We start from the raw sequence: 23,715 nt of genomic DNA on the forward strand, positions 1-23,715 counted from the left end.
CCCCCGCTTTCTGTTGAGAGGATTTTCATGTCCATTTCCCCCGGCCTCGTCGTTCGAGGACTCGCCAAGACCTATGCCAACGGCGTGCCCGCGCTGAACGGCATCGACCTGGAAGTGCCGCCCGGCCTGTACGGCTTGCTGGGGCCGAACGGCGCCGGCAAGAGTACCCTGATGCGCACCCTGGCCACCCTGCAGGCGCCCGACCGCGGCAGCATCCACCTCGATGGCGTCGACGTGCTGGCCGACCCCGACCACCTGCGCCGCCGTCTCGGCTACCTGCCGCAGCAGATCGGCGCCTATCCGGGCGTATCCGGCCACAGCCTGCTGGAACGCTTTGCCTGGCTCAAGGGCAACAGCGACAAGGCCCGGCGCCGCGCCGAAGTGCAGATGCTGCTGGCGCGGGTCAACCTGTCCGATGCGGCGCACCGGCCCGTGTCGACGTATTCGGGCGGCATGCTGCGCCGCTTCGGCATCGCACTGGCCCTGATCGGATCGCCCCGCCTGCTGATCGTCGACGAGCCGACGGCGGGGCTGGACCCGGCCGAGCGCAACCGCTTTCACCGCGTGCTGGCCGATGTCGCCGCCGAGGCGGTTGTGCTGCTGTCGACGCATATCGTCGAAGACGTGGAAAACCTGTGCCCGCGCCTGGCCATCCTGGCGGGCGGGCGCATCGTCGCACAGGGTACGCCGTCCAGCCTGACGGATGCCTACCGTGGCCGCTTGTGGCAGCGCGTGGTGCCGCGCGGCGAAGCGCTGCCGCCTGTCCTGCATGCGCACGCCACGCCGGACGGCACGCGCGTCATCGTGCAGGACGACACCATGCCCGGCGCCGGCTATGCGCCGCATGTGCCGCGCCTGGAAGATGTGTACCACCTGGCCCTGGGCAGCCTGGGCCTGGAGGAAGCGGCATGAGCGCCGTCCCGCAAGCGGCTGCGGCGCGCGCTGCCGCAAGCCGGCCAGCCAGCCACACGGCCCTGGGCGCCTGGCAGCTGGCATGGCGCGAGGCAGGCAGCGAGTTTGCCTTCGGCCTGCGCAGCGGCGTCATCGCCCTGATCTTCATCGGCTTGACGGCCTACCTGCTGATGGTGCTCAGCCACGCGGGCTATCTGCGCCAGATGGGCGCCGCCGATATCCCCCGCAACGCGCCCAGCCTGGTCTACATGATGACCTCGGGCGACGCCTTCTTCCTGCTGTTCGCCTGGGCCTGGGTGTTTGCCCAGCCCGTGATGCGCGACCGCCAGGCGCAATTGCAGGAATTGGTGATGGCGGCGCCCGTGTCGCTGCGCGCGCTGCTGCTGGGACGCTTCCTCGGCGCCGCCGCCGTCGCCATGCTGCTCGGTTCCTCGCAGGTGCTGGGTTTCCTCATGGCGCCCGTGCTGGAGTGGCTGGGCATCGTGCCGGCCGGCTCGGTGGGACCCACGCCCTGGGCCGCGCTGGCCTGGGCCTGGCTGGTGTTCGTCGTGCCCGGCTCGCTGGGCTGCGGCGCGCTGTACCTGATCGCCGGCCTGCGTACGCGCAGCCTGGCCGGCCCGTTCGCGGCCGCCGCCGCCCTGATGATGTGCTGGATGTTTGCCATGATCGTGCTGAAGGACGCGCACATGGACCCGTTCTGGTCCACCTTGCTGGATCCCACCGGTTTCGCCGAGGCGGAAAGCCAGGCCCTGAACTGGACGCCGCATGAAAAATCGACGGCCTTGCTTGCCCTCACGCCGGCGTTGCTGCTGAACCGCCTGCTGTGGTGCGGCTTGCCGCTGCTGTGGCTGGGCTGGACCGTGCTGCGCGCGCGGCGCGAACAGCTGGTGCTGGAGCGGCCGGCGCGCCAGAGGCGTGTTGCAGCGCGTGTGGCCAGCGCCGCCGCGCCCGTGGCGGTGCCGCCGGCCGCAGCGCCCACGCGCTGGCTGCTGGCCGCCTGGGCCGAGTCGTGCTGGCAGTGCCGCCAGGCGCTGGCGCGCAAGGGCTTGTGGCTGGCCGCCGGCGGCCTGGTGCTGATTGGCGTCGCTGGCGCATATGCGCACGTGGTGGGCCACGCGGATGGCCCGCTGGTGCCGCGCGCGGAATTGCTGGCGCCATTGATGCTCAAGATGATGTACCTGCTGGTCGCCTTCGTGGTCGCCGGCGCGGCGGGCCTGATCGTGCGCCGCGACGGCGTGGAAGGCTTCGGCGAAATGCTCGATGCCGCTCCCGCACCCGATGGCGTGCGCCTGGCGGGACGCGCCGCCGCCGTCTTTGCCATGACGGCCGTCTTCGCGCTGGTGCCCGGCGTCTCCGGCGTGATGGTGGTGCTGCTGTCGGCGCCCGGCGGCGTCGATCCGCTGCTGCCGCTCACGTACCAGCTGGCGGTGATGCTGCCGGCGCTGCTGGAAATGGCCGCCATGATGGTGCTGATGCATGCGCTGATCCGGCCTGCGGGACTGGCGTATGCGTCCTCGATGCTGGTGGCGTTCATCTTCATCGTCAACCACGAGCTGGAACTGGTGGCGTATCCGCCGGCCGAAGTGGCGATCCCCGCGCATGTGCTGATGTCGGGCCTGACGGGCTGGGCGCCGTGGACGGAACGCCTGCTGGCGGGCGACGCCTGGAAGCTGGCCTGCGCCTTGCTGATGCTGGCGCTGGCGGGACTGGCCGCGCCGCGCGGCACGGACGGGCGCTGGCGTGTGGCGCTGCGCCAGGCGCGTGTCCGTCTGATGGGGCCTGTCGGGCTGGCCGGGCTGGCCGCCGTCCTGGCGCTGGCCTTGCTGGGGCCATGGCAGCACCTGCGGCTGGTGGAGCAGGGTGGCTACCGCTCGCTCGATGGCGACCTGGCTGACGCTGCGGCCTGGGAGCGCCGCTGGCTGGCGCAGGCGGCCCCGTTCAGCGCCACGGGCGGCGACCTGGCCATCGACCTGTCGCCGGCCGACGCCACGGTGCGCGGCGAATGGCGCCTGCATGGGGTGGTGGCGCAACATGGCGTGCTGCAGCTGGAGCTGCCGCGCGGCTTGCATGGCTTGCAGGCTTCGGTGGGTGGCAAACCCGTGCCGCTGCGCGAGGATGGCGAGCATGCCGAGTTGTCGCTGCCCGCATGCGCGGCGCCGGGCTGCGAGCTGCTGCTGCGCTGGCAGGTCGCGGCGCGTGGCTGGGATGCGAAAGGCGCGCCGCCGTGGATGCTGGCCGGTGGCGTGTGGGCACGGGCGGCCGACCTGGCGCCGCGCCTGGGCCTGGACCGCGAACGCATCGTGCGCGCGCCGAACGACCGTATCGCGCTGGACTTGCCGGCGCAATGGCCTGCCTTGCCGCCTGCCGCCGCCGTGGCGGCCACGGGAATCGCTCCCGCACCGGCTTCCGCTGGCGCATGGCGCTGGACGGTGCGGCGCCAGGACGGCGCCAGCATCGCCACGCAGCGCGGGGTTGCCGCTGACGCGCTCGATTTCGCCGCCTGGTGGACGCCGCAGGCGCAGTCGTCGCAGGTGGCAGGACTGGTGCTGTTCCACGATGCGGGCAGGGCGGCCACCGTGCAGGCCGTGGGCGCCGATGTGGCGGACATGCGCCGCTGCGTGGCGCGCCGCCTTGGCCAGGCGCCCGCCGTGCGGGAGGTGCTGCAGATGCCGCGCGGCATGGGTAACACGGCGCTGGTTGACGGCCGCCTGTTGCTGCCGGAAGGACCGGGCTGGGATGTGGCGCAAGCGGGCACGGGACGCGCGCTGCGCCGCGCCGACATCGCCGCCGCCATGGCGCGCCAGCATTTCATCGCGCAAACGGGCTTGCGCGGCGCCGATGGCGCGCTATGGCTGACGCAGGGACTGGGAGGCGCCATCGGCCTGCTGTGCGCCGGCGACGCGGGCGGCGTGTCCGCCTTGTCCGCCTTGCTGCTGCGCGGCGCCGACGCCGCCACGCAGTCGCTGGCCGCCAGCGCGATTCCCGTGGGGGCGGCGCCGGAGGCCGTGGCGAACGGCTGGCTGAAGGATTACGCGCCGCTGGCCTTGCTGGCCTGGGCCGCGGCGCGCACACCGCAGGAAATCGATGCCTTGCTGGCGCAGGTGAAAAGTGGCGGCAGCGTGCCCGATGCCGTGCGCCATGTTGACGCGGCGCAGGCGGAGGCCTTGCTGGGCGCGCCGCGCGCCGTCGACCTGCGGCTGCGCGGCGCGCGGATCGCCGCCGTTCAGGCCTGGCGCTGGCGCGACGGCGGCTGGCGCGAGGAGACGCCCGCGCAGACCCGGGCGCACCCCGTGCGGGTGACGTGGCGCGACGGCGTGCTGGCATTTGACGCGCCCGGCGAGGTGCTGTCTGACGGCGGCGCGCCGTGGCTGATGCTCGATGCCGTGCCCGGCTTCGAGCGCGCGCCGAAGGATAACCTCCACCAGCCTTAGCCGGCCCTTAGCCCGGCCGCTTGCCCACCATCGCCTCGATGCCGCGATAGTAGGTGAGCGGCCGGCCTATCGTCACGCCCATCAATGCCGCCGCCTGGATGATGTCGTTTGTATCGCGCCGGTACACGACCAGCGCATCCATTTCATCGGTGCCATTGCCGTCGATCTGGATCAGGTCATAGCCGCCTTCGTCCACGGCGCGCTGCGCCAGTTCCGTGTCCAGCCACTCGAAATAGGGCAGCGCGCTACCGCCGCTGTCCTTGAGCAGCGCGTACGGGAAGTCGGGGAATTCGTCGAACATGTCCTGTATCTGTTCGTGCAGTTCATCGAGCTTGTCGCTCGACGCCATATGGCCGGCCAGCTGCGAGAGCATTTCCACCGCATAGGCTTGCGCATCGCTGTCGATCCACTCGTCGCGCGGCGCGGAGGGAGCTTCGGTGATGGCGGCGACGGCGTCGTCGAGTTCCTCGCCTTCCAGGTCGCCGCAGGTCAGCTTGGTCAATAGTTCAGATAAGAGCATGGTTGCCTTTCAGGGGAGCGGCACGGCCACGGTGGCTGCCTTGTCGATGAAGTTGCCAATACTATCATTACCGTGCAGCTTGCCGCGTTCCGCAGAAGTCGTATGGCGTCCTTTGGCTACTTGTCAACTAGACATTTTCGTGCCAGGCGGATACACTGAAAATATTTCCAATTAGCAATATTTATCTGGACTCATGCAGGCACAGGCGCGCTTGCCGTCCTTTGCCCTTTGCCCATCACTTGTGACCCATTTTTCATTTTATTCAGGATCATCCATGTTTGTCCGAACCACCATGCTGCGCGCGCTGGCGTGCGCCGTCTTGCTGCCTGCGCTGTTGTCGGCCTGCGTCACCGGCCGCAATAGCGCGCCTGCGTTTACCTACACGACACCCGACCTTGCCAAGGGCGTTGTCGTCGGCACCGTGTTCGAGAGCTCCGTCTTCGAGGCGCATGGCGCCAGGTTCGGCATCGTCAGCAGCGACCCTGCCGCCCTCGAGGGAAAAAGTCTGTGGTTATCCAGCCATGCTCCCGCCGGCCAGGTCGCCTTGCAGAATGTCTTGCCAAAAGTGCCTACGGGCAAGGGCAGCACCTTTGCGCTGCAGCTGACGCCGGGGCGCTACAGCGTCATCATCTGGCTGCTTGACTATGGATTCAGGTCCAGGTACTCCGAATCGTCGCCGAAGCCGATCGAGTTTGACGTCGTTGCTGGCAAGGTCACCTACCTGGGACGTCTGGATGCCAACCGTTTCCTGCAAGTGGCTTCGATATACGACAATTTCGAGGAAGATATCGCATACCTGAAGAAAAATCCCTTGCTGGCCAATGCCAGCATCGAGAACAAGGCGCTCGAGGTGCGTGAATGGTGGCTACAGGACGCCCTTGGCAAGGAAATTCAGGAAAGAAACCGCGCCAAATAAGCACCTGCAGGTCGCGCCGCGCACGCGTCACTCTGTACTGCAGGCGCGACCCTGCGCTACATTTTTTGCTGCATCAGAGCGGCCAGGCCTGTTTGGTCACGGCTACGGCGACGATGTAGGCGAAGACCAGCACGGCGAGCGCGAAGGCGGCGCCGCGCACGGCTGGCGTCTTGCCGCGTTTCAGGGCGATGGTGCCCAGCACGATATAGGCCACCAGCGCGCACAGCTTGGCGGCCAGCCAGGGCTGGCTGCCCGGCGACTGGCCGCTCCATACGGCCAGGGTGATGGCGCTGACCAGCAAGGCCGTGTCGACCAGGTGCGGCAGGATTTTTACCCAGCGCTGCTGCAAGGCGGGCGAGGCGCGCAGCATCCAGGCGCCGCGCAAGAGGAAAAGAAAGCCGCTGGCCGCGGCGCAGCCCATGTGGAAATGCTTGAGGCTCAGATAGTCCATGCGTGATGTGGTGGGCGTTGATTGATGGTGGCGCCAGCATAGCCGCCTTTGGCGCGCCGCGCCATACACCGTCGGGAGGAGACTGTCCTAAGGCAGGAATTTCACGTACACGAGTTCCGGGTCTCCCTCGTCGAGATGGTCGATCTGGCCGCTGCGCACGAAGCCCGCGCTGGCGAACAGCTGTTGCGCGGCCAGGTTGGACTGGTTCGTCGACGTGAAAATTTTCCCTGTCCGGCACGCGTCTGCGGCGGCTGCCAGCAGGCGCAATCCCACGCCGCAGCGCTGCTGGCCGGGAGCGACCACCACCAGCGAGACAAATCCGCAGCCAAAGAAGTCGTCGTGCGTGAGGACATAGCCGGCCACCTGGCCAGCGCGGATGGCCACCTGGCATTGACCTTTGCCGACGGCGGCGCGCACGGCGTCGCCCCGGCTGGCGTGCGTCTGCGCGTACGCGTCGCAGGCCAGCATGGCTGCCACATCGCCCGGCAGCGCCGTGCGCGTGATGATTTCATCTGCTTCCGTTCTGTTCTGCATGCCGCTCCTTTTCTCCAGGCGCCGAGTGTGCCAAAAATACCTGCGTTTGTAAAACACCCGCCATCCAGGCTAGGTCCATACCTCTTCATCTAGTCACTTTTGCCGATACGGCTATCCAGATTGCCTTTCCAGAATCACCCTGTGACCGATAGTGCCTTTCGACTCTGGCACGTAAGCTGGTCGGGACGGCTGGCCAGACGGCCAGTGCATTCATGGAGAAACATCGTGGCTACCCTAGATGGCACTAAGAACAACAGTAGTAACAAGGCAGTCGAACCCGGCATGCGGCGCAAGCAGGCGTCCGTGCTGATCAGCAGCACCTTCGCCTTCACCATCTGCTTTGCAGTCTGGATGATGTTTGCCGTGCTCGGCATCCCCATCAAGACCAGCCTGGGCTTGACTGAAACACAATTCGGCCTGCTGGCCGCCATGCCCGTGCTGACGGGCTCCCTCGTGCGCGTGCCGTTGGGCATCTGGACGGACAAATACGGCGGACGCCGCGTCTTCTTCTGGCTGATGCTGGCCAGCGTGGTGCCGATCTACCTGATTTCCTACGCCACCGCCTATTGGCACTTCCTCGTGCTGGGCATGTTCGTGGGCCTGGCGGGCGGCTCGTTTTCCGTCGGCACGCCGTATGTGGCGCGCTGGTATGAAAAGGAGCGCCGCGGCCTGGCGATGGGCATCTTCGGCGCCGGAAACTCCGGTTCCGCGCTGACCAAGTTCGTCGCGCCGGGCATCGTCGCCGCCTTCGGCTGGCAGATGCTGCCCAAGGTGTACGCGGTCGCCATGCTGGCCACGGCCATCATCTTCTGGCTGTTTTCGTACACGGACAAATCGCACCTGGCGCCATCGGGCGAAAGTTTTACGGCGCAAATGAAGGTGCTGAAGGATCCGCGCGTGTGGCGCTACTGCCAGTACTACTCGGTGGTGTTCGGCGGCTACGTGGCGCTGGCGCTGTGGATGACGAAATACTACGTGGCCGAATACGGTTTTGATTTGAAGCACGCGGCGCTGCTGGCCGCCTGCTTCTCGCTGCCGGGCGGCGTGCTGCGCGCGTTTGGCGGCTGGATCTCCGACAAATACGGGGCGGCGAAAGTTACCTGGGCCGTGATGTGGGTGTGCTGGGTGTGCTTCTTCCTGCTGTCGTATCCGCAAACGCAGATGGTGATCGAGACCGTCACGGGGCCGCTGGCCATCCACATCGGCCTGTCGCCGCTGTGGTTCACCGTGCTGCTGTTCATCGTCGGCATCGCCATGGCGGTCGGCAAGGCGTCCGTCTTCAAGTTCATCGGTGATGACTTTTCCGACAACATCGGCGCCGTCTCGGGCGTGGTGGGCCTGGCCGGCGGCTTGGGAGGCTTCATCCTGCCCGTGATGTTCGGCGCCCTGGTGGACTTCACGGGCGTGCGTTCGAGCTCCTTCATGCTCTTGTACGGCACCGTCTGCGTTTCCCTCGTCTGGATGTATTTCTCGTTCAAGCCGCTACGCGCGGCGACTATCCCTCAACCTGCAGGAGTTAAAGCATGAGCCGCTACATGATCAATACCTGGGAGCCGGAAACCCCGAGCTTCTGGCAAAACACGGGCAAGGCCACGGCCGCGCGCAATCTGTGGATATCGATTCCCGCGCTGCTGCTGGCATTCGCCGTGTGGATGGTGTGGAGCGTGGTGGTGGTCAATCTGCCCAACATCGGTTTTACTTACAGTAACAACCAGCTGTTCTGGCTGACGGCCTTGCCGGGACTGTCCGGCGCCACCTTGCGCATCTTTTATTCATTCATGGTGCCGATCTTCGGCGGGCGCCGCTGGACGGCCATTTCCACGGGCTCGCTGCTGATTCCCGCCATCGGCATCGGCCTGGCCGTGCAGGATGTGAACACGGGCTATCCGACCATGCTGATCCTGGCGCTGCTGTGCGGCTTCGGCGGCGGCAATTTCGCCTCGTCGATGGCCAACATCAGCTTTTTCTATCCAAAGGCGAGCAAAGGCTTCGCACTGGGCATGAATGCGGGCCTGGGCAACCTGGGCGTATCGGTGGTGCAGTTCGTCGTGCCGCTGGTGATCACGTTTGCCGTCTTCGGCGCCTGGGGCGGCGATTCGCTCACCTGGGTGAAAAATGGCGTGAGCAAGGACATGTGGCTGCAAAACGCGGGCTTCATCTGGGTGCCGTTCATCGCGCTGTCCACCTTGCTGGCCTGGTTCGGCATGAATGACCTGGCGTCGGCCAAGGCCTCGTTTTCCGAACAGGCCGTGATCTTCAAGCGCAAGCACAACTGGCTCATGTGCTGGCTGTACACGGGCACCTTCGGCTCCTTCATCGGTTACTCGGCCGCGTTTCCGCTGCTGATCAAGATCCAGTTCCCCGACGTGAATCCGCTCGATTACGCCTTCCTCGGCCCCCTGGTCGGCGCCCTGGCGCGCGTGGCCGGCGGCGTGATTTCCGACAAACTGGGCGGCGCCCGCGTCACCCTGTGGTCCTTCCTGCTGATGATAGCCGCCGTGCTGGGCGTGCTGTACTTCATGCCGCAAGGCGGAGTGGGTGGCAGTTTCAATGGCTTCTTCTGGATGTTCATGCTGCTGTTCGCCGGCACGGGCGTCGGCAATGCGTCGACCTTCCGCATGATTCCCGTGATCTTCCTGACGGAACACCAGCGCGCGGCCGCCGGCAAGGGCAAGGCGGTGCAGGAGCAAGCCATCGTCGACGCCAACAAGGAAGGCGCCGCCGTCCTGGGTTTCACCTCGGCGGTGGCCGCGTATGGCGCCTTCTTCATCCCGAAAAGCTATGGCACCTCGATCGCGCTGACGGGCAGCCCCGACGCGGCCCTGTGGTGCTTCATCGGCTTTTATGTCAGCTGCATCGCGATCACCTGGTGGTGCTATGCGCGCAAGAACGCGGCTATGCCTTGCTAGTTAGCGTCAGAACGCCGGGCGAGTCCTGCTTGCCCGGCGTTGAACACAGTAAGAGGTAGTCATGGAAGAACTGGAAAAATTCGTCAACGGCTTCAGCCTGTTTCAGCAGCAGTATTTCAGCGAGCCGCAAACCCTGTACGACAGCCTGCGCGACGGGCAGCGGCCCTCGACCTTGCTGATCGGCTGCTGCGATTCGAGGGTCGACCCCATGCTGCTGACGGGCAGCGACCCGGGTGACATGTTCGTCGTGCGCAATATCGCCAACCTGGTGCCACCCTGTACCCCGGACGCGCCACCCGGCGTCAGTTCGGCCATCGAGTTCGCCGTCTGCAAGCTCGAAGTGGCCAGGGTCATCGTGCTCGGACATGCGCGCTGCGGCGGCATCCGCGCGCTGCTGGAACCGCAGCCGCGCGCGGAAGGGCAGGAAACGGACTTCGTGGGACAGTGGATGCGCATCGCCGAACCGGTGGCGCAGCGCGTGCGCCGCGAGCTGGCGCACCGCTCGTCGGCGGAACAGCACCACGCGTGCGAGCTGGCCAGCATATTGCAGTCGCTGGACAACCTGCTCACCTACCCATGGCTGAAACGCCGGGTGGAGCAGGGATTATTGAAATTGCATGGATGGTATTTCGATATCGACAGCGGGGCGCTGATGGCGTATTCGGCGCGCCAGCAGCAGTTTTTGCCGCTGGTCTGTCCGATAGAAAGGGCGCGGCATTTGCATGAGCGCCCTTGGCCGGATGCGGGCAAGTAGGTTGGATTAGCGTAGCGTAATCCAACAGGGCGCCGTCAACAATGTGTCGGATTACGCGTGGCGTTGCCCCGCTAATCCGACCTACATCAATCACGTAGGTCGGATTAGGCCGCAGGCCGTAATCCGACAACTTCCCTCAGCTGAACCGTAACAAATCCCCGCTGCGGTCAAACGCCAGCAGGCTGTCGATGCGGCCTTGCTCGATGGCCGTCACCATGGCGCGCAGGGGCGCTTCGCATTCCTGCGCCGCGGGCGGCTGGCCCTCGCGGCCCGCCAGTCCCGCCACGAAGACCACGTCCCAGTGCGTCTGCATCTGTTTCGACTCCTCCTTCAATGTCTCGAAGCTGTCCAGTTCCTCGGGCAGCTTGTCAGCGCACATCACGGGCGTGAGGGACTTGCCCTGGCCGCCAGGCTGGGCCTGCGCCTGGGTAAAGGTAAACAGCAGGCGTTGCGGCTGTTCCTGGTTGCGGGCGCTGCTCAGCAGGCTGGCGTAATCGGTAATCGGCATGATGCTCTTTCTCTGTGTTGAACGATGACGACAGGTATACCGCAGCTCCGCCGCGCCGCCCATAGGCAATAGTGACTATCCGGGTGACTACGCGCCTATGCATTCCTGGTGCCGGAAACCGACTTCTTGCCAATACCGCCGGGCGCGGCGCATCGATAGACTGTTTGTATCGACGCTTGAGCCATCCTGCTTGCAGCGTTTTTTAAGACCTGGCGCCGCTGTCGGCGGCGCAATGTGGAGGTAGCATGAGTCACTTTCTGGACCGCCTGAAATTTTTTAGCAAGCCCGCCGAGCCGTTTTCAAACGGCCATGGCACCGTGGTCGATGAAGACCGTACCTGGGAAAACGCCTACCGCCAGCGCTGGCAGCACGACAAGATCGTGCGCTCCACGCATGGCGTGAACTGCACCGGCTCGTGCAGCTGGAAGGTGTATGTCAAGAATGGCCTGATCACCTGGGAAACCCAGCAAACCGATTACCCGCGCACGCGGCCCGACCTGCCCAACCACGAACCGCGCGGCTGCCCGCGCGGCGCCAGCTATTCCTGGTACGTGTATTCGGCCCAGCGCGTGAAATACCCGATGGTGCGCGGCCGCCTGATGGAAATGTGGCGCGAAGCGCGCAAGACCATGGATCCCGTCACGGCCTGGGACTGGATCAGCCAGGATCCCGTGCGCTCGCAGCAGTACAAATCCATCCGCGGCCTGGGCGGCTTCGTGCGCGCCACGTGGGATGAATCGAATGAAATCATCGCCGCCGCGAATGCGCTGACGATCAAGAAATACGGCCCGGACCGCGTCGTCGGCTTCTCGCCGATTCCCGCCATGTCCATGGTCAGCTATGCCTCCGGCACGCGCTACCTGTCGCTGATCGGCGGCGTGGCCCTGAGTTTCTATGACTGGTACTGCGACTTGCCGCCGGCCAGCCCGCAAGTGTGGGGCGAGCAGACGGACGTGCCGGAATCGGCCGACTGGTACAACTCGACTTACCTGATGGTGTGGGGCTCGAACGTGCCGATGACGCGCACGCCGGACGCCCACTTCTACACGGAAGTGCGCTACAAGGGCACGAAAACCGTGGCCATCTCGCCCGATTACGGCGAAATGGTGAAGTTCGGCGACATCTGGCTGGCGCCGAAGCAGGGCACGGACGCCGCGCTGGCGCTGGCCATGGGCCACGTCATCCTCAAGGAATTCCACTCGGAAGGGCAGAGCGCCTACTTCCGCGACTACGCACGCCAGTACACGGACTTCCCGATGCTGGTGCTGCTCAAGGAACATAACGGCACCCTGGTGCCCGACTACTTCCTGCGCGCTTCGCACCTGGACAACAATCTCGACGAAACCAACAATCCGGAATGGAAAACCCTCGTCATCGACGAGACCACGGGCGCCATTACCGCGCCGGCCGGCTCCATCGGCTTCCGCTGGGGCGAGTCGGGCAAGTGGAATCTGGAACAGAAGGCTGGCGGCAGCGGTGAACCCATCGTGCCGATGCTCTCCATGATCAACGACAGCGACGCCGTCACGGAAGTGGGCTTTGCCTACTTCGGCGGCAAGGACGCGTCCGACATGCTGCTGCGCAAAGTGCCGGTGAAAACCATCCGCCTGGCTGACGGCACGACGGGCCTCGTCACCACCGTGTTCGACCTGACCCTGGCCAACTACGGCATCGACCGTGGCCTCGGCGGCGCCAATGTCGCGGAAAGCTATGACGACGACGTGCCGTACACCCCCGCATGGCAAGAGAAGCACACGGGCGTGAAACGCGCCGACGTCATCACCGTGGCGCGCCAGTTCGCGGAAAACGCTGACCAGACACGCGGCAAGAGCATGGTCATCGTGGGCGCCGGCCTGAATCACTGGTACCACATGGACATGACCTACCGCGGCATCATCAACATGCTGATGATGTGCGGCTGTATCGGCCAGTCCGGTGGCGGCTGGGCCCATTACGTGGGCCAGGAAAAGCTGCGTCCGCAAACGGGCTGGACGCCATTGGCCTTCGCCCAGGACTGGGTGCGTCCGATGCGCCAGATGAATGGCACCTCGTTCTTCTATGCCCACACGAGCCAGTGGCGCCACGAAAAGCTGGAAACGGGCGACATCGCCTCGCCATCGGCGGCCGGCGGCACGGGCGACCTGACCCTGCTCGACTACAACGCCAAGGCGGAACGCATGGGCTGGCTGCCATCGGCGCCGCAACTGCAAACCAATCCGCTGGAAGTGGCCAAGGCCGCTGCCGCCGCAGGCCAGAAGCCGGCCGCGTATGCGCTCGACCAGATCAAGGCGGGCCAGCTGCAGTTTTCGTGCGACGATCCGGACAATCCGGCAAACTTCCCGCGCAATATGTTTGTCTGGCGCTCGAATATCCTCGGCAGCTCGGGCAAGGGCCACGAGTACTTCCTGAAATACCTGCTCGGCACGCAGAATGGCTTGCTCAGCGACGAAGAAGATTGCATCACGCCGAAACAGGTGAAAGTGCGCCCGGCCGCCGAAGGCAAGCTCGATCTGCTGGTGGTGCTGGACTTCCGCATGTCGACCACCTGCCTGTATGGCGACGTGGTGCTGCCGACTGCCACCTGGTATGAAAAAGACGACTTGAACACGTCGGACATGCATCCGTTCATTCACCCGCTGTCCGAAGCCGTGCAGCCGCTGTGGCAATCGAAGTCGGACTGGGAAATCTACAAAGGGCTGGCCGAGAAATTCTCGGAAATCGGCGGCGAGCTGCTGGGCACCCAGCAAGACATCATCCTCACGCCGCTGATGCACGACACGCCGGGTGAACTGGGCCAGCCTTTCGATCCCAAGGACTGGCGCGCCGGCGAATGCGACGCTATCCCCGGCAAGACCATGCCGAACATGACGGTGGTCGAGCGCAATTACCGCGACGTCTACAAGAAGTTCACCTCGATCGGCCCGCTGCTGGAAACCATCGGCAATGGCGGCAAGGGCATTTCCTGGAAAACGGGGCATGAAGTCGAGGTCCTGCGCGGCATCAACCGCACGGTGCTGGAAGAAGGCGTGTCGCAGGGCCAGCCGCGCCTCGATACGGCCATCGATGCGGCCGAGATGATTCTGTCGCTGGCGCCGGAAACGAATGGCCACGTGGCCGTGAAAGCCTGGGCCGCGCTGTCCGCCATCACGGGACGCGAGCATACGCATCTGGCGCTGCCGCGCGAGCATGACAGCATCCGCTTCCGCGACGTGCAGGCGCAGCCGCGCAAGATCATTTCCTCGCCGACGTGGTCGGGCCTGGAAAGCGAAGAAGTCAGCTACACGGCCGGCTATACCAACGTGCATGAACTGATCCCTTGGCGCACCCTGACGGGCCGCCAGCAGTTTTACCAGGATCACCTGTGGATGCGCGATTTTGGCGAGGGACTGTGCGTGTACAAGCCGGCCATCAACACGAAGACGACGGAAGCGCTGCTGGGCACCAAGCCGAACGGCAACAAGGAGCTGGCGCTGAACTTCCTTACACCGCACCAGAAGTGGGGCATCCACTCCACGTATTCGGACAACCTGCGCATGCTGACCCTGTCGCGTGGCGGACCGCACGTGTGGCTGTCGGAGACGGACGCGCAGACGGCCGGCATCGTCGACAACGACTGGATCGAAGTCTTCAACGTGAATGGCAGCCTGACGGCGCGCGCCATCGTCAGCCAGCGCATCCCGGCCGGCATGACGATGATGTACCACGCCCAGGAAAAAATCATCAACGTGCCTGGCGCGGAGATGACGGGCAAGCGGGGCGGCATCCATAACTCGGTGACGCGCGCCGTGCCCAAGCCGACGCACATGATCGGCGGCTACGCCCAACTGGCGTACGGCTTCAATTACTACGGCACGGTGGGCTCCAACCGCGATGAATTCGTATTGGTGCGCAAGATGAACAAGGTCGACTGGCTCGAAGGCCCGTTGCAGGAAGAAGGAGCATAGTATGAAAATCAGAGCGCAAATCGGCATGGTGCTGAACCTGGACAAGTGCATCGGCTGCCACACTTGTTCCGTCACCTGCAAGAACGTATGGACCAGCCGCGACGGCGTCGAGTACGCATGGTTCAACAACGTGGAGACCAAGCCGGGCATCGGCTATCCGAAGCAGTGGGAAAACCAGGACAAGTGGAACGGCGGCTGGCGCCGCACGGATGCGGGCAAGATCGAGCCGCGCCAGGGCAGCCGTCTGAAAATCCTGGCGAATATCTTCGCCAACCCGAACCTGCCCGCCATCGACGAGTACTACGAGCCGTTCACCTACGACTACGAGCACCTGCAAAGCGCGCCGCTGTCGCAGACGCCGCCGACGGCCCGTCCGATCTCCGTGCTGACGGGGAAAAAGATGGAAAAAATCGAGTGGGGTCCGAACTGGGAAGATGACTTGGGCGGCGAGTTTGCCCAGCGCAGCAAGGATAAACTGTTCGACAACATGCAGAAGGAGATGTACGGCACGTTTGAAAACACCTTCATGATGTACTTGCCGCGTCTGTGCGAGCATTGCCTCAATCCGACGTGCGTGGCGTCTTGCCCATCCGGCTCCGTGTACAAGCGCGAAGACGACGGCATCGTGCTGATCGACCAGGACAAGTGCCGCGGCTGGCGCATGTGCATCTCCGGTTGCCCGTACAAGAAGATTTACTACAATTGGTCGTCCGGCAAGGCCGAGAAGTGCACCTTCTGCTTCCCCCGCATCGAAGCGGGCCAGCCTACCGTGTGCTCGGAAACGTGCGTGGGCCGCATCCGCTACCTGGGCGTGCTGCTGTACGACGCCGACAAGATCGAGGCTGCCGCCTCCGTGCCGCAAGAGCAGGATCTGTACCAGGCGCAGCTCGATCTGTTCCTCGATCCGCACGACCCGGCCATCATCGCCGAGGCGCGCCGCCAGGGCATTCCCGACCTGTGGCTGGAAGCGGCCGTCAAGTCGCCCGTCTACAAGATGGCCGTCGAGTGGAAAGTGGCGTTCCCGCTGCATCCCGAATACCGCACCTTGCCGATGGTATGGTACGTGCCGCCGCTGTCGCCGATCCAGGCGGCTGCCGAATCGGGCAAGCTGGGCGTGAACGGCATGCTGCCGGACACCCAAAGCCTGCGCATTCCGGTGCAGTACCTGGCCAATTTGCTGACGGCCGGCGACCAGCCGCCCATCGTCACGGCGCTGGACCGCATGCTGGCGATGCGTGCCTACATGCGCAGCAAGACCGTCGAGAAGGTGGAAAACCTCACGGTTCTGAAACAGGTGGGCTTGAGCAAGGCGCAGGTGGAGGACATGTACCACATCATGGCGATTGCCAATTACGAAGACCGCTTCGTCATCCCCAGCAGCCACAAGGAAATGGCCGAGGACAGCTTCAACGAGAAGGGTTCGTGCGGCTTCAGTTTCGGCAACGGCTGCTCGGACGGCACCAGTGAACCGACCTTGTTCGGCAAGAAAAAACACGGTTCGGCCATCTTCATGCAGATGCCGAAGTCGCGCAAAACGGCGCCAGGCGCTTAAGGAGCTGATATGGAACACGCTATGCATCACTACCAAATCCTCTCGCGCCTGCTGCTGTATCCGGAGCCGGAGCTGATCGCCCACCTGCCGCAGCTCGATGCCGCGCTGGCGGCGGTGCCGGAACAGCACGCGCTGCTGCGGCCCTTGCTGGCGCACCTGGAAAGCAGCAGCCTGATCGACCTGCAGCAGCAGTACGTGGCCACGTTCGACCGCAATCCGTCGCACTCGCTGCATCTGTTCGAGCATATCCACGGCGAATCGCGTGACCGGGGCCAGGCCATGGTCGACCTGATGGAGGAATACAAGCGCCACGGCCTGCAAATGGTGGGCGACGACTTGCCCGACTTCGTGCCGCTGTTCCTGGAATTCCTGGCGCAGCTCGACGAGGCAGTCTCGGCACCGCTGCTGGGCGACGCCGTCCACGTGCTGGCGCACATCGGCCGCAAGCTGACGGCCAACGGCAGCCCATACGCGCCCGTCTTCACCGTGCTCGAACGCCTGAGTCCCGTGGCGGCGGAAATGCTGGCCGAACCGCCGGTGCGCGACATGGACGAAGCGCTGGAAACCTTCGGTCCCGGTGCGGACGGCGTCGAACCGCTGCTGCGCCAAGGTCCGGCCCAGGTTCCGGGCGGCGTCCATCCCGTGCATTTTCACCCGCAGCCGCGGCGCGCTGCTTAATTGGCCGCTTGCGCCCGCATGAGGAGAGTACATCATGAGTAATTATTTGCATCAATTTGTGTATGGCATTTATCCATACATCGCGCTGGCCATCTTTTTCCTGGGTAGCCTGATCCGTTTCGACCGCGAGCAATACACGTGGAAGTCCGATTCCAGCCAGCTGCTGCACCGCGGCAGCCTGCGCCTGGGCAATATCCTGTTCCACCTCGGCATCATCGGCCTGCTGTTCGGCCATGCGGCCGGCTTGCTCACCCCCGTCTGGGTGTGGGATACCCTGGGCGTGTCGCACAGCCTGAAGCAGGGCGTGGCCATGGCGGCCGGCGGCGTGATGGGCGGTTTGTGCCTGGTCGGCATCCTGATCCTGCTGGTGCGCCGCTTCAGTAACGACCGGCTGCGCGCCGTCACGACGGCCGGCGACAAGCTGGTGATGCTGTGGATTTTGCTGACCTTGCTGCTGGGCCTGTCGTCGATCTTCGTCTCGGCGTCGCACATGGATGGCCACATGATGGTCTTGCTGATGAACTGGGCGCAGCACATCGTGACCTTCCGCGGTGACGCCGCCAGCTTCATCGTCGATGCGCCGCTGGTGTTCAAGCTGCACCTGTTCATGGGCATGTCGCTGTTCGTCATCTTCCCGTTCACCCGCCTGGTGCACGTGTGGAGCGGCTTTGGCGCCATCGGATATCTGGGCCGTGCCTATCAACTAGTTCGCCGCCGCTAAGAAAGGAGCTACATCATGGGAATCTCCGTCAATGGCATCGATATCGACGATGCCGACATCGCGCAGGAACTGCCGCACCACGACGGTGCCGGCAATCCGCTGAAACAGGCCGTGCATGAACTGGTGCTGCGCCGGCTGCTGCAAGACGAAGCCGACCGCCTCGGCGTGCAGGGCGGCAGTATTGATGACCGCATCGAAGCGCTGTTTGCGCAGGAAGTGCGCGTGCCGCCCGCCGACGATGCGGCTTGCCGCACCTTTTATGCGCAGCGCCCGCAGCTGTTTAGCAGCGGGGCGCTGGTCGAGGCGCGCCACATCCTGTTCCAAGTGACGCCCGAGGCGCCTCTTGAGCTGCTGCGCACGACGGCGCAGGCCGTGCTCGACGCCTTGAAACTGGCGCCCGAGCGCTTCGGCGAGCTGGCGGCGCAGTATTCGAACTGCCCGTCGGGCGCCCTGGGGGGCAACCTGGGCCAGCTGTCGCCGGGCCAGAGCGTGCCGGAATTCGACGCGCTGCTGTTCCGCCTGGAAGAGGGCGCGCTGGCCGGCCATTTGCTGGAAACGCGTTTCGGCTACCACATCGTGCAAGTGCTGCGCCGGGTCGAAGGCCAGGCCATCGCCTACGAGGCCGTGCAGGCGCAGATCGCCGACCGCCTGTCGCGCGCCGCGTGGCAGCGCGCCGTGCACCAGTATCTGCACTTGCTGGTGGGGCGCGCCGAGATCGCCGGCATCGAGCTCGAAGGCACGGCCAGTCCGCTGGTTCAGTAGGTAGAAGTGCGTAGGCCGAAAGGCGTAGGCCGCTAGGCCTTCTGGGGCACAGCCAGATCGTGCCCCAGCCTTTACAATCACGAAAGAATCAGGAGTAGCGTCATGGGTAGCGTCAAGTTGCAGGACCGTTTTGGCCGTTCGATCGATTATGTGCGGCTGTCCGTCACCGACCGCTGCGACTTGCGCTGCAGTTACTGCATGCCCAAGGGCTTTCGGGGCTTCGAGGAGCCGAAGGACTGGCTGACGTTCGACGAGATCGAGCGCCTGATGGCCATCTTCGTTCGCCTCGGCACGCGCCGCGTGCGCCTGACGGGTGGCGAACCGCTGTTGCGGCGCAATCTGCCGGAACTGGCGCGCAAGCTGACGGCGCTGCCTGGCCTGCAGGACTTGTCGCTGTCGACCAACGCCACGCAACTGGGCAAGCACGCCGTGGCCTTGCGCGCGGCGGGCGTGGACCGCATCAATGTCAGCCTCGATTCGCTCGACCGCGCCTGCATGCAACAGATTACGGGGCGCGACAGCCTGCAGCCGATTCTCGATGGCCTGATGGCGGGCAAGGCGGCCGGTTTCGACCCGATCAAGATCAATATGGTGGCCATGCGCGGCATCAATGACGGCCAGATCGAGGCCATGGCGGCGTTTTGCATCGAGCAGCAGTTCATTCTGCGCCTGATCGAAGCCATGCCGATGGGCAGTACAGGCCGCAATGCCAGCTACATGCCGCTCGGTCCCGTGCGCGAGCGCCTGTCGGCCCGTTTTGGCCTGGTGCCGCAGGCGCAGGAATTGGGCGGCGGGCCGGCGCGCTACATGGCGACCCCCGACGGACGCTCGAGTATCGGTTTCATCACGCCCATGTCGCAGCATTTTTGCGCCACCTGCAACCGCGTGCGCCTGTCCGTCGATGGTACCCTGTATTTGTGCCTGGGCCAGGAAGAGAAATTCGCCCTCGGCCCCATGCTGCGCGGCGGGGCCACGGATGCGGAGATCGAAGCGGCGATCCGCGCCGCCATCGAACTCAAGCCGCAGCAGCATGATTTCAATACGCAGCCAGACAAGATTATCCGTTTTATGGCCCAAACCGGAGGCTGAACGGGGCGGTGCCAAGTAAAGGGTGTATGAAATTTAAAGCGATGTTTTCCTCCTGGCAGAAGCTGTCGACCAAGATCGTCGGCGCGCTGCTGCTCATGCTGGTGCTGGCCCTGAGCGCCATCGGCTGCACCCTGTTTTTGTCGTGGCAGCTCGAAGGCAGTTCGGCCGCCATCAACGAGACGGGCCGGCTGCGCATGCAGACCTACCGCCTGACCCTGCTGCTTGCCAGCGACGCCCGCGAGCAGGCGCACCAGCAAGTGCTGCTGATCGACGAGACCCTGGCCAAGATCGGCCACGGCGACCCGCAGCGCCCCCTGTTCCTGCCTCCCAGCACGGCCATCAAATCCGAATTCGAACGCATCGGCACTGCCTGGCGCGGCGCCTTGCGCCCGGCCGCGCTGGCCGCCGATTCCACCGCGCGCGCGCGCCAGTTCGAGCATGACGCCGACACCTTTGTGGGCCAGGTCGATCAACTGGTGCGCCTGATCGAGCACGATAGCGAACAGCGCACCTTCTGGCTGCGCGCTTCGCAACTGATCCTCGTCGGCATGGCCGTCATCGGCACGGTCAGCATGATTTACCTGATGTTCATGCTCATCATCGAGCCCGTCACGCGGCTGCGCCTGGGCATGCAGCGCATGAAGGAACGCGATTTCAGCGTGCGCCTGGCCGTCGAAAGCAATGACGAATTCGGCCAGCTGGCCAGTGGATTCAACCAGATGGCCGACCGCCTGCAGGCGCTGTACGGCAACCTGGAAGAGGGCGTGCGCAGCAAGACGGCCACGCTTGAATACCGCAACCGCGAACTGGCCTTGCTGTACGAAAGCGCCGCTTTCCTGCAGCGCCCGCAGCCCCTGGAAGACATTTGCGGCGGCTTCATGCAGCGTATCGTCGATTATTTCGAGGCGGACGGCTCCACCGTGCGCGTGCTCGACGCCGAGCGCGGCAACCTGCACATGGTGGTGCATACGGGCCTGTCCGAAGAACTGGTGGCGTCCGAGCACTGCCTGAAGGTGGGCGACTGCCTGTGCGGCACGGCCGTCGAAATGAAAGTGGCGAAGGTGCACGACATGCGCCGCATCGACAAGGCGCACGAGCTGCGCTGCCACCGCGAGGGCTTTGCCACCGTCTCCGTCTTCCATATCCACGCGCACGAACAGCACCTGGGCTTCTTCAACCTGCATTTCCGCCATGCGCGCGTGTTTTCCGCGCGCGAACTGGCCTTGCTCGAAACCCTGGGCCAGCTGCTGGGCATCGCGCTGGAAAACCTGCGCCTGGCCGCGCGCGAACGCGAAATGGCCATTTCCGAAGAGCGCAATCTGGTGGCACAGGGCCTGCACGACAGCATCGCGCAAAGCCTCAATTTCCTCAACCTGCAAGTGCAGATGCTTGACGACTCCGTACGCAACGCGCGTTTCGACGAGGTGGCGGGCATCGTGCCGGCCCTGCATGCGGGCGTGAAGGAAAGCTACGAGGACGTGCGCGAATTGCTGGCCAACTTCCGCAGCCGATTGATGGAGGATGATTTGATCGGCTCCCTGCGCGCGGCGGTGGACAAATTCCGCCGCCAGACGGGCATTGAGGCCGATCTGCTGGCCGACGTCGACGGCGCGCCATTCCCCCGCGAGCAGCAATTGCAGTTATTATTCATCGTGCAGGAAGCGCTGTCGAACATCCGCAAGCACGCCCAGGCCAGCCACGTCGAAGTGCGCCTCGCCGATCACCAGGATTTTACGCTGACGATCAGCGATAATGGCGTTGGCTTCGACGCCGCCGCCGTGCTGGAAAAGGGCGACAGCCATGTCGGCATCCATATCATGCGCGAGCGTGCGCAGCGCATCGAGGCCACGTTCGACGTGCATGCCTGCCAGGGCGGCGGCACCACGGTCGAACTGCATCTGTCGCGCGAGCAGCGCCGCGCCGCCTGAGTAACTACCTGAAAGTATAAAAAATGGAGACACCCGATAAACCGATCACCGTCATGCTGGTCGACGACCACGCGCTGTTCCGCAGCGGCATACGCTCGCTGCTGCAGCGGCATACGGACTTTTCCGTCGTGGGCGAGGCGGCCGATGGCGTGGAAGGCATCAAGCGCGCCATCCAGCTGCAACCCGACGTGGTGCTGCTGGACCTGAACATGGCCGGCATGTCCGGCGTGGAAGCGCTGCAGCTGATGCAGCACGACTGCCCCGATACGGCCATCGTCATGCTGACCGTGTCGGAAGACGCGGAAGACCTGGCGACGGCCCTGCGCGCGGGCGCCTGCGGCTATCTGATCAAGAACATCGACGCCGACTACCTGGTGCGCGCCATCCGCCGCGCGGCGGCAGGTGAAGTCGTCATCGCCGAAGCCATGACGGGCAAACTGGTGGCCCAGCTGCAGGCGGGCACGCGGCGCGAGGAACCCGTGTCGGAACTGGACAAGCTCACGCCGCGCGAAAAGGAAATCATCGATTGCCTGTCGCGCGGCGAGAGCAACAAGGGCATCGCCCGCACCTTGGACCTCGCCGAAAGCACGGTCAAGATCCACGTGCAGAACGTGCTGAAAAAACTCAACCTCACAAGCCGCGTGCAGGCGGCCGTGTACGCGGTCGAGCACCGCCAGGGCAAGTAGCCCGCTAGCCGGGGTCTGACCCGCCGGGCCGGACCCCATGGCGAATCTCTCTCTAGTCCTTTTTGCCGATGGATGTCCTTGCGCTTTTAAAGTAGTATATTGAATATATCTTTAAAAGCGAGCCCATCATGGCCATTACCCCGATCAGCGAACCTTCCCCACCTTCCACGACGGCAGGCGCCGCGCCCTGGCATGCGCGCCACGCCGTCTGGCAACTGGGTTTTCGCCCGTTTTACCTGCTGGCGGCCGTGTTCGCGGCCCTCGGTATTCCCCTGTGGCTGGCCAGCTATGCCGGCTGGCTGACGGGCGGCTTGCAGGTGGGGCTGGGCTGGCATATGCATGAAATGGTGTTCGGCTTCGCGCTGGCCGTCGTCGTGGGCTTTTTGTACACGGCAGGGCGCAACTGGACGGGCTTGCCCACGCCGCACGGCGTGCAGCTGATGGCGCTGGTGGGGCTTTGGCTGGCCGGGCGCGTGGCCATGCTGTGCGGTCCCGGCCTGCTGCCGGCGCTGGTCGACTGGCTGTTCCTGCCGCTGGCCGCCTGGCCTTTGTACCTGGTGCTGCGCCGCTCGGGCAATACGCGCAACCTGTTCCTCGTCGGTCTGCTGGCCTTGCTGGCGCTGGCCAATGGCCTGTTCCACGCGGCCGTGCTGGGCTGGTTGCCGCTGTCGCTGTTCCTGCCCGTGCAGGCGGCCATCTTCATCATCGTGCTGATCGAATCGGTGATCGGCGCACGGGTGATCCCCATGTTTACGCGCAATGGGGCACCTGGCAGCACGCCCGTGGCCAGCCCGAAGTGCGCGCTGGTCGCCGTGGCCTGCATGGCGGCTGCCGCGATCGCGTGGCTGGCCGGCGCGCCGGCCTGGCTGACTGCGCCGCTGGCCCTCGTGGCAAGCGGCGTGTCGCTGGCCAACCTGCTGGCCTGGCAGCCGCAGCGCACCTTGCGCGTGCCGCTGCTGTGGATTCTGCACCTGTCGTATGCGTGGATAGGCATCGGCTTCGCGCTGCTGGCGGCCGCCAGCCTGGGCCTGTTGCCGGCCAGCGCCGCCTTGCACGCGCTGACGGTGGGCTCGATGGCGGGCCTGATCATCGGCATGATGACGCGCACCACCTTGGGCCACACGGGACGTGCGCTCAAGGGCGGCAGGGCGGAGGCGGCGATGTACTGGCTGATCCAAGTGGGCGCGCTGGCGCGCCTGCTGGCCGCCGTCGGTCCCGCTACGCTGTCCATGCCGCTGTTGCTGGCAGGCGGCGCGTGCTGGTCGCTGGCCTTTGGCCTGTATGCGTGCGTGTATGCGCCCTACCTGTGGCGCGCGCGGGTCGATGGCCGCGAAGGCTAGGCCAGGGTCAGAAAGGGCGCCAGCTTATCAGTTTCCTGATTTCCGGTGCCCAGTAGGACAGCGAATCGCCCACCACGAAG

Annotated in this window: 19 protein-coding genes; 15 read left to right on the plus strand and 4 right to left on the minus strand. The window is 64.9% G+C overall.

Annotated features, from left to right (window positions below):
- Window positions 1–27 precede the first annotated feature (27 nt).
- Complete coding sequence (locus tag HWE17_RS22640; protein WP_176390325.1) at window positions 28–912, plus strand: ABC transporter ATP-binding protein; 885 nt, start codon at window positions 28–30, stop codon at window positions 910–912.
- On the plus strand, window positions 909–4,343 hold the full coding sequence (locus HWE17_RS22645) for an ABC transporter permease (protein WP_176390326.1): 3,435 nt from the start codon (window positions 909–911) through the stop codon (window positions 4,341–4,343). The genes HWE17_RS22640 and HWE17_RS22645 overlap by 4 nt, the downstream gene beginning before the upstream one ends.
- 7 nt (window positions 4,344–4,350) lie before the next feature.
- On the opposite strand, the gene HWE17_RS22650 is transcribed toward HWE17_RS22645, so the two are convergent.
- Window positions 4,351–4,863 (minus strand): hypothetical protein, encoded by a 513-nt coding sequence (locus HWE17_RS22650; RefSeq protein ID WP_176390327.1) that lies wholly within the window; start codon window positions 4,861–4,863, stop codon window positions 4,351–4,353.
- A gap of 274 nt (window positions 4,864–5,137) precedes the next feature.
- Between HWE17_RS22650 and HWE17_RS22655 the strand changes: the two genes are divergently transcribed.
- A complete protein-coding gene (locus tag HWE17_RS22655) occupies window positions 5,138–5,779 on the plus strand; it encodes a hypothetical protein (RefSeq protein WP_176390328.1) in 642 nt (213 codons plus the stop codon).
- A 73-nt stretch (window positions 5,780–5,852) separates the two neighbouring features.
- Here the strand turns inward: HWE17_RS22655 and HWE17_RS22660 are convergent, their stop codons facing one another.
- Window positions 5,853–6,230 (minus strand): SirB2 family protein, encoded by a 378-nt coding sequence (locus HWE17_RS22660; protein WP_176390329.1) that lies wholly within the window; start codon window positions 6,228–6,230, stop codon window positions 5,853–5,855.
- 87 nt (window positions 6,231–6,317) lie between these two features.
- Window positions 6,318–6,764 (minus strand): GNAT family N-acetyltransferase, encoded by a 447-nt coding sequence (locus HWE17_RS22665; protein WP_176390330.1) that lies wholly within the window; start codon window positions 6,762–6,764, stop codon window positions 6,318–6,320.
- 282 nt (window positions 6,765–7,046) lie between these two features.
- On the opposite strand from HWE17_RS22665, the gene HWE17_RS22670 reads away from it, so the two are divergent.
- From HWE17_RS22670 to HWE17_RS22680, 3 genes are all read left to right on the plus strand, one after another.
- Window positions 7,047–8,291: a nitrate/nitrite transporter gene (locus HWE17_RS22670; protein WP_099403460.1), complete on the plus strand. Its 1,245-nt coding sequence runs from the start codon at window positions 7,047–7,049 to the stop codon at window positions 8,289–8,291.
- Entirely contained in the window at window positions 8,288–9,673 is a 1,386-nt protein-coding gene (locus HWE17_RS22675) for a NarK family nitrate/nitrite MFS transporter (protein WP_035818388.1), read from the plus strand. Before HWE17_RS22670 ends, HWE17_RS22675 begins: the two co-directional genes overlap by 4 nt.
- A 61-nt stretch (window positions 9,674–9,734) precedes the next feature.
- Window positions 9,735–10,427 carry a carbonic anhydrase gene (locus HWE17_RS22680; protein WP_035818389.1) on the plus strand — a complete coding sequence of 231 codons (693 nt, stop codon included), beginning with the start codon at window positions 9,735–9,737 and terminating at the stop codon, window positions 10,425–10,427.
- 136 nt (window positions 10,428–10,563) lie between these two features.
- Here HWE17_RS22680 and HWE17_RS22685 read toward each other — a convergent pair whose 3' ends face one another.
- Window positions 10,564–10,935, minus strand: a complete 372-nt coding sequence (locus HWE17_RS22685) for a hypothetical protein (protein WP_034751248.1) — start codon at window positions 10,933–10,935, stop codon at window positions 10,564–10,566.
- A gap of 245 nt (window positions 10,936–11,180) precedes the next feature.
- Between HWE17_RS22685 and HWE17_RS22690 the strand changes: the two genes are divergently transcribed.
- The 9 genes from HWE17_RS22690 to HWE17_RS22730 all read left to right on the plus strand — a co-directional run bounded on the left by HWE17_RS22690 (window position 11,181) and on the right by HWE17_RS22730 (window position 23,635).
- A complete protein-coding gene (locus HWE17_RS22690) occupies window positions 11,181–14,879 on the plus strand; it encodes a nitrate reductase subunit alpha (protein WP_176390331.1) in 3,699 nt (1,232 codons plus the stop codon).
- Between the two features lies 1 nt (window position 14,880).
- Complete coding sequence (gene narH, locus HWE17_RS22695; RefSeq protein WP_034751243.1) at window positions 14,881–16,431, plus strand: nitrate reductase subunit beta; 1,551 nt, start codon at window positions 14,881–14,883, stop codon at window positions 16,429–16,431.
- Between the two features lie 21 nt (window positions 16,432–16,452).
- A complete protein-coding gene (gene narJ / locus HWE17_RS22700) occupies window positions 16,453–17,109 on the plus strand; it encodes a nitrate reductase molybdenum cofactor assembly chaperone (RefSeq protein WP_099403463.1) in 657 nt (218 codons plus the stop codon).
- Between the two features lie 34 nt (window positions 17,110–17,143).
- Complete coding sequence (gene narI, locus HWE17_RS22705; RefSeq protein ID WP_035818397.1) at window positions 17,144–17,830, plus strand: respiratory nitrate reductase subunit gamma; 687 nt, start codon at window positions 17,144–17,146, stop codon at window positions 17,828–17,830.
- 15 nt (window positions 17,831–17,845) lie between these two features.
- Window positions 17,846–18,592, plus strand: a complete 747-nt coding sequence (locus HWE17_RS22710) for a peptidylprolyl isomerase (RefSeq protein ID WP_176390332.1) — start codon at window positions 17,846–17,848, stop codon at window positions 18,590–18,592.
- A gap of 102 nt (window positions 18,593–18,694) precedes the next feature.
- Window positions 18,695–19,681: a GTP 3',8-cyclase MoaA gene (gene moaA / locus HWE17_RS22715; RefSeq protein ID WP_176390333.1), complete on the plus strand. Its 987-nt coding sequence runs from the start codon at window positions 18,695–18,697 to the stop codon at window positions 19,679–19,681.
- A gap of 26 nt (window positions 19,682–19,707) precedes the next feature.
- A complete protein-coding gene (locus HWE17_RS22720; RefSeq protein WP_176390334.1) occupies window positions 19,708–21,609 on the plus strand; it encodes a type IV pili methyl-accepting chemotaxis transducer N-terminal domain-containing protein in 1,902 nt (633 codons plus the stop codon).
- A gap of 23 nt (window positions 21,610–21,632) precedes the next feature.
- Window positions 21,633–22,295, plus strand: coding sequence for a response regulator (locus HWE17_RS22725; RefSeq protein WP_034781594.1), 663 nt, complete (start codon window positions 21,633–21,635; stop codon window positions 22,293–22,295).
- Window positions 22,296–22,423: 128 nt separating this feature from the next.
- Window positions 22,424–23,635 (plus strand): NnrS family protein, encoded by a 1,212-nt coding sequence (locus HWE17_RS22730; RefSeq protein ID WP_176390335.1) that lies wholly within the window; start codon window positions 22,424–22,426, stop codon window positions 23,633–23,635.
- The last annotated feature ends 80 nt before the right edge of the window (window positions 23,636–23,715 follow it).

The organism is Janthinobacterium sp. BJB401, assembly GCF_013372745.1.
In the GTDB taxonomy this organism is placed as follows: Bacteria; Pseudomonadota; Gammaproteobacteria; order Burkholderiales; family Burkholderiaceae_D; genus Janthinobacterium; species Janthinobacterium rivuli.

What these genes read in the sequence shown, in the direction of transcription:
- HWE17_RS22640 (WP_176390325.1), top strand. Translation starts at nt 28, where the DNA reads ATGTCCATTTCCCCCGGCCTCGTCGTTCGAGGACTCGCCAAGACCTAT.
- HWE17_RS22645 (WP_176390326.1), top strand. Translation starts at nt 909, where the DNA reads ATGAGCGCCGTCCCGCAAGCGGCTGCGGCGCGCGCTGCCGCAAGCCGG.
- HWE17_RS22650 (WP_176390327.1), bottom strand. Translation starts at nt 4,863, where the DNA reads ATGCTCTTATCTGAACTATTGACCAAGCTGACCTGCGGCGACCTGGAA.
- HWE17_RS22655 (WP_176390328.1), top strand. Translation starts at nt 5,138, where the DNA reads ATGTTTGTCCGAACCACCATGCTGCGCGCGCTGGCGTGCGCCGTCTTG.
- HWE17_RS22660 (WP_176390329.1), bottom strand. Translation starts at nt 6,230, where the DNA reads ATGGACTATCTGAGCCTCAAGCATTTCCACATGGGCTGCGCCGCGGCC.
- HWE17_RS22665 (WP_176390330.1), bottom strand. Translation starts at nt 6,764, where the DNA reads ATGCAGAACAGAACGGAAGCAGATGAAATCATCACGCGCACGGCGCTG.
- HWE17_RS22670 (WP_099403460.1), top strand. Translation starts at nt 7,047, where the DNA reads ATGCGGCGCAAGCAGGCGTCCGTGCTGATCAGCAGCACCTTCGCCTTC.
- HWE17_RS22675 (WP_035818388.1), top strand. Translation starts at nt 8,288, where the DNA reads ATGAGCCGCTACATGATCAATACCTGGGAGCCGGAAACCCCGAGCTTC.
- HWE17_RS22680 (WP_035818389.1), top strand. Translation starts at nt 9,735, where the DNA reads ATGGAAGAACTGGAAAAATTCGTCAACGGCTTCAGCCTGTTTCAGCAG.
- HWE17_RS22685 (WP_034751248.1), bottom strand. Translation starts at nt 10,935, where the DNA reads ATGCCGATTACCGATTACGCCAGCCTGCTGAGCAGCGCCCGCAACCAG.
- HWE17_RS22690 (WP_176390331.1), top strand. Translation starts at nt 11,181, where the DNA reads ATGAGTCACTTTCTGGACCGCCTGAAATTTTTTAGCAAGCCCGCCGAG.
- narH (WP_034751243.1), top strand. Translation starts at nt 14,881, where the DNA reads ATGAAAATCAGAGCGCAAATCGGCATGGTGCTGAACCTGGACAAGTGC.
- narJ (WP_099403463.1), top strand. Translation starts at nt 16,453, where the DNA reads ATGCATCACTACCAAATCCTCTCGCGCCTGCTGCTGTATCCGGAGCCG.
- narI (WP_035818397.1), top strand. Translation starts at nt 17,144, where the DNA reads ATGAGTAATTATTTGCATCAATTTGTGTATGGCATTTATCCATACATC.
- HWE17_RS22710 (WP_176390332.1), top strand. Translation starts at nt 17,846, where the DNA reads ATGGGAATCTCCGTCAATGGCATCGATATCGACGATGCCGACATCGCG.
- moaA (WP_176390333.1), top strand. Translation starts at nt 18,695, where the DNA reads ATGGGTAGCGTCAAGTTGCAGGACCGTTTTGGCCGTTCGATCGATTAT.
- HWE17_RS22720 (WP_176390334.1), top strand. Translation starts at nt 19,708, where the DNA reads ATGAAATTTAAAGCGATGTTTTCCTCCTGGCAGAAGCTGTCGACCAAG.
- HWE17_RS22725 (WP_034781594.1), top strand. Translation starts at nt 21,633, where the DNA reads ATGGAGACACCCGATAAACCGATCACCGTCATGCTGGTCGACGACCAC.
- HWE17_RS22730 (WP_176390335.1), top strand. Translation starts at nt 22,424, where the DNA reads ATGGCCATTACCCCGATCAGCGAACCTTCCCCACCTTCCACGACGGCA.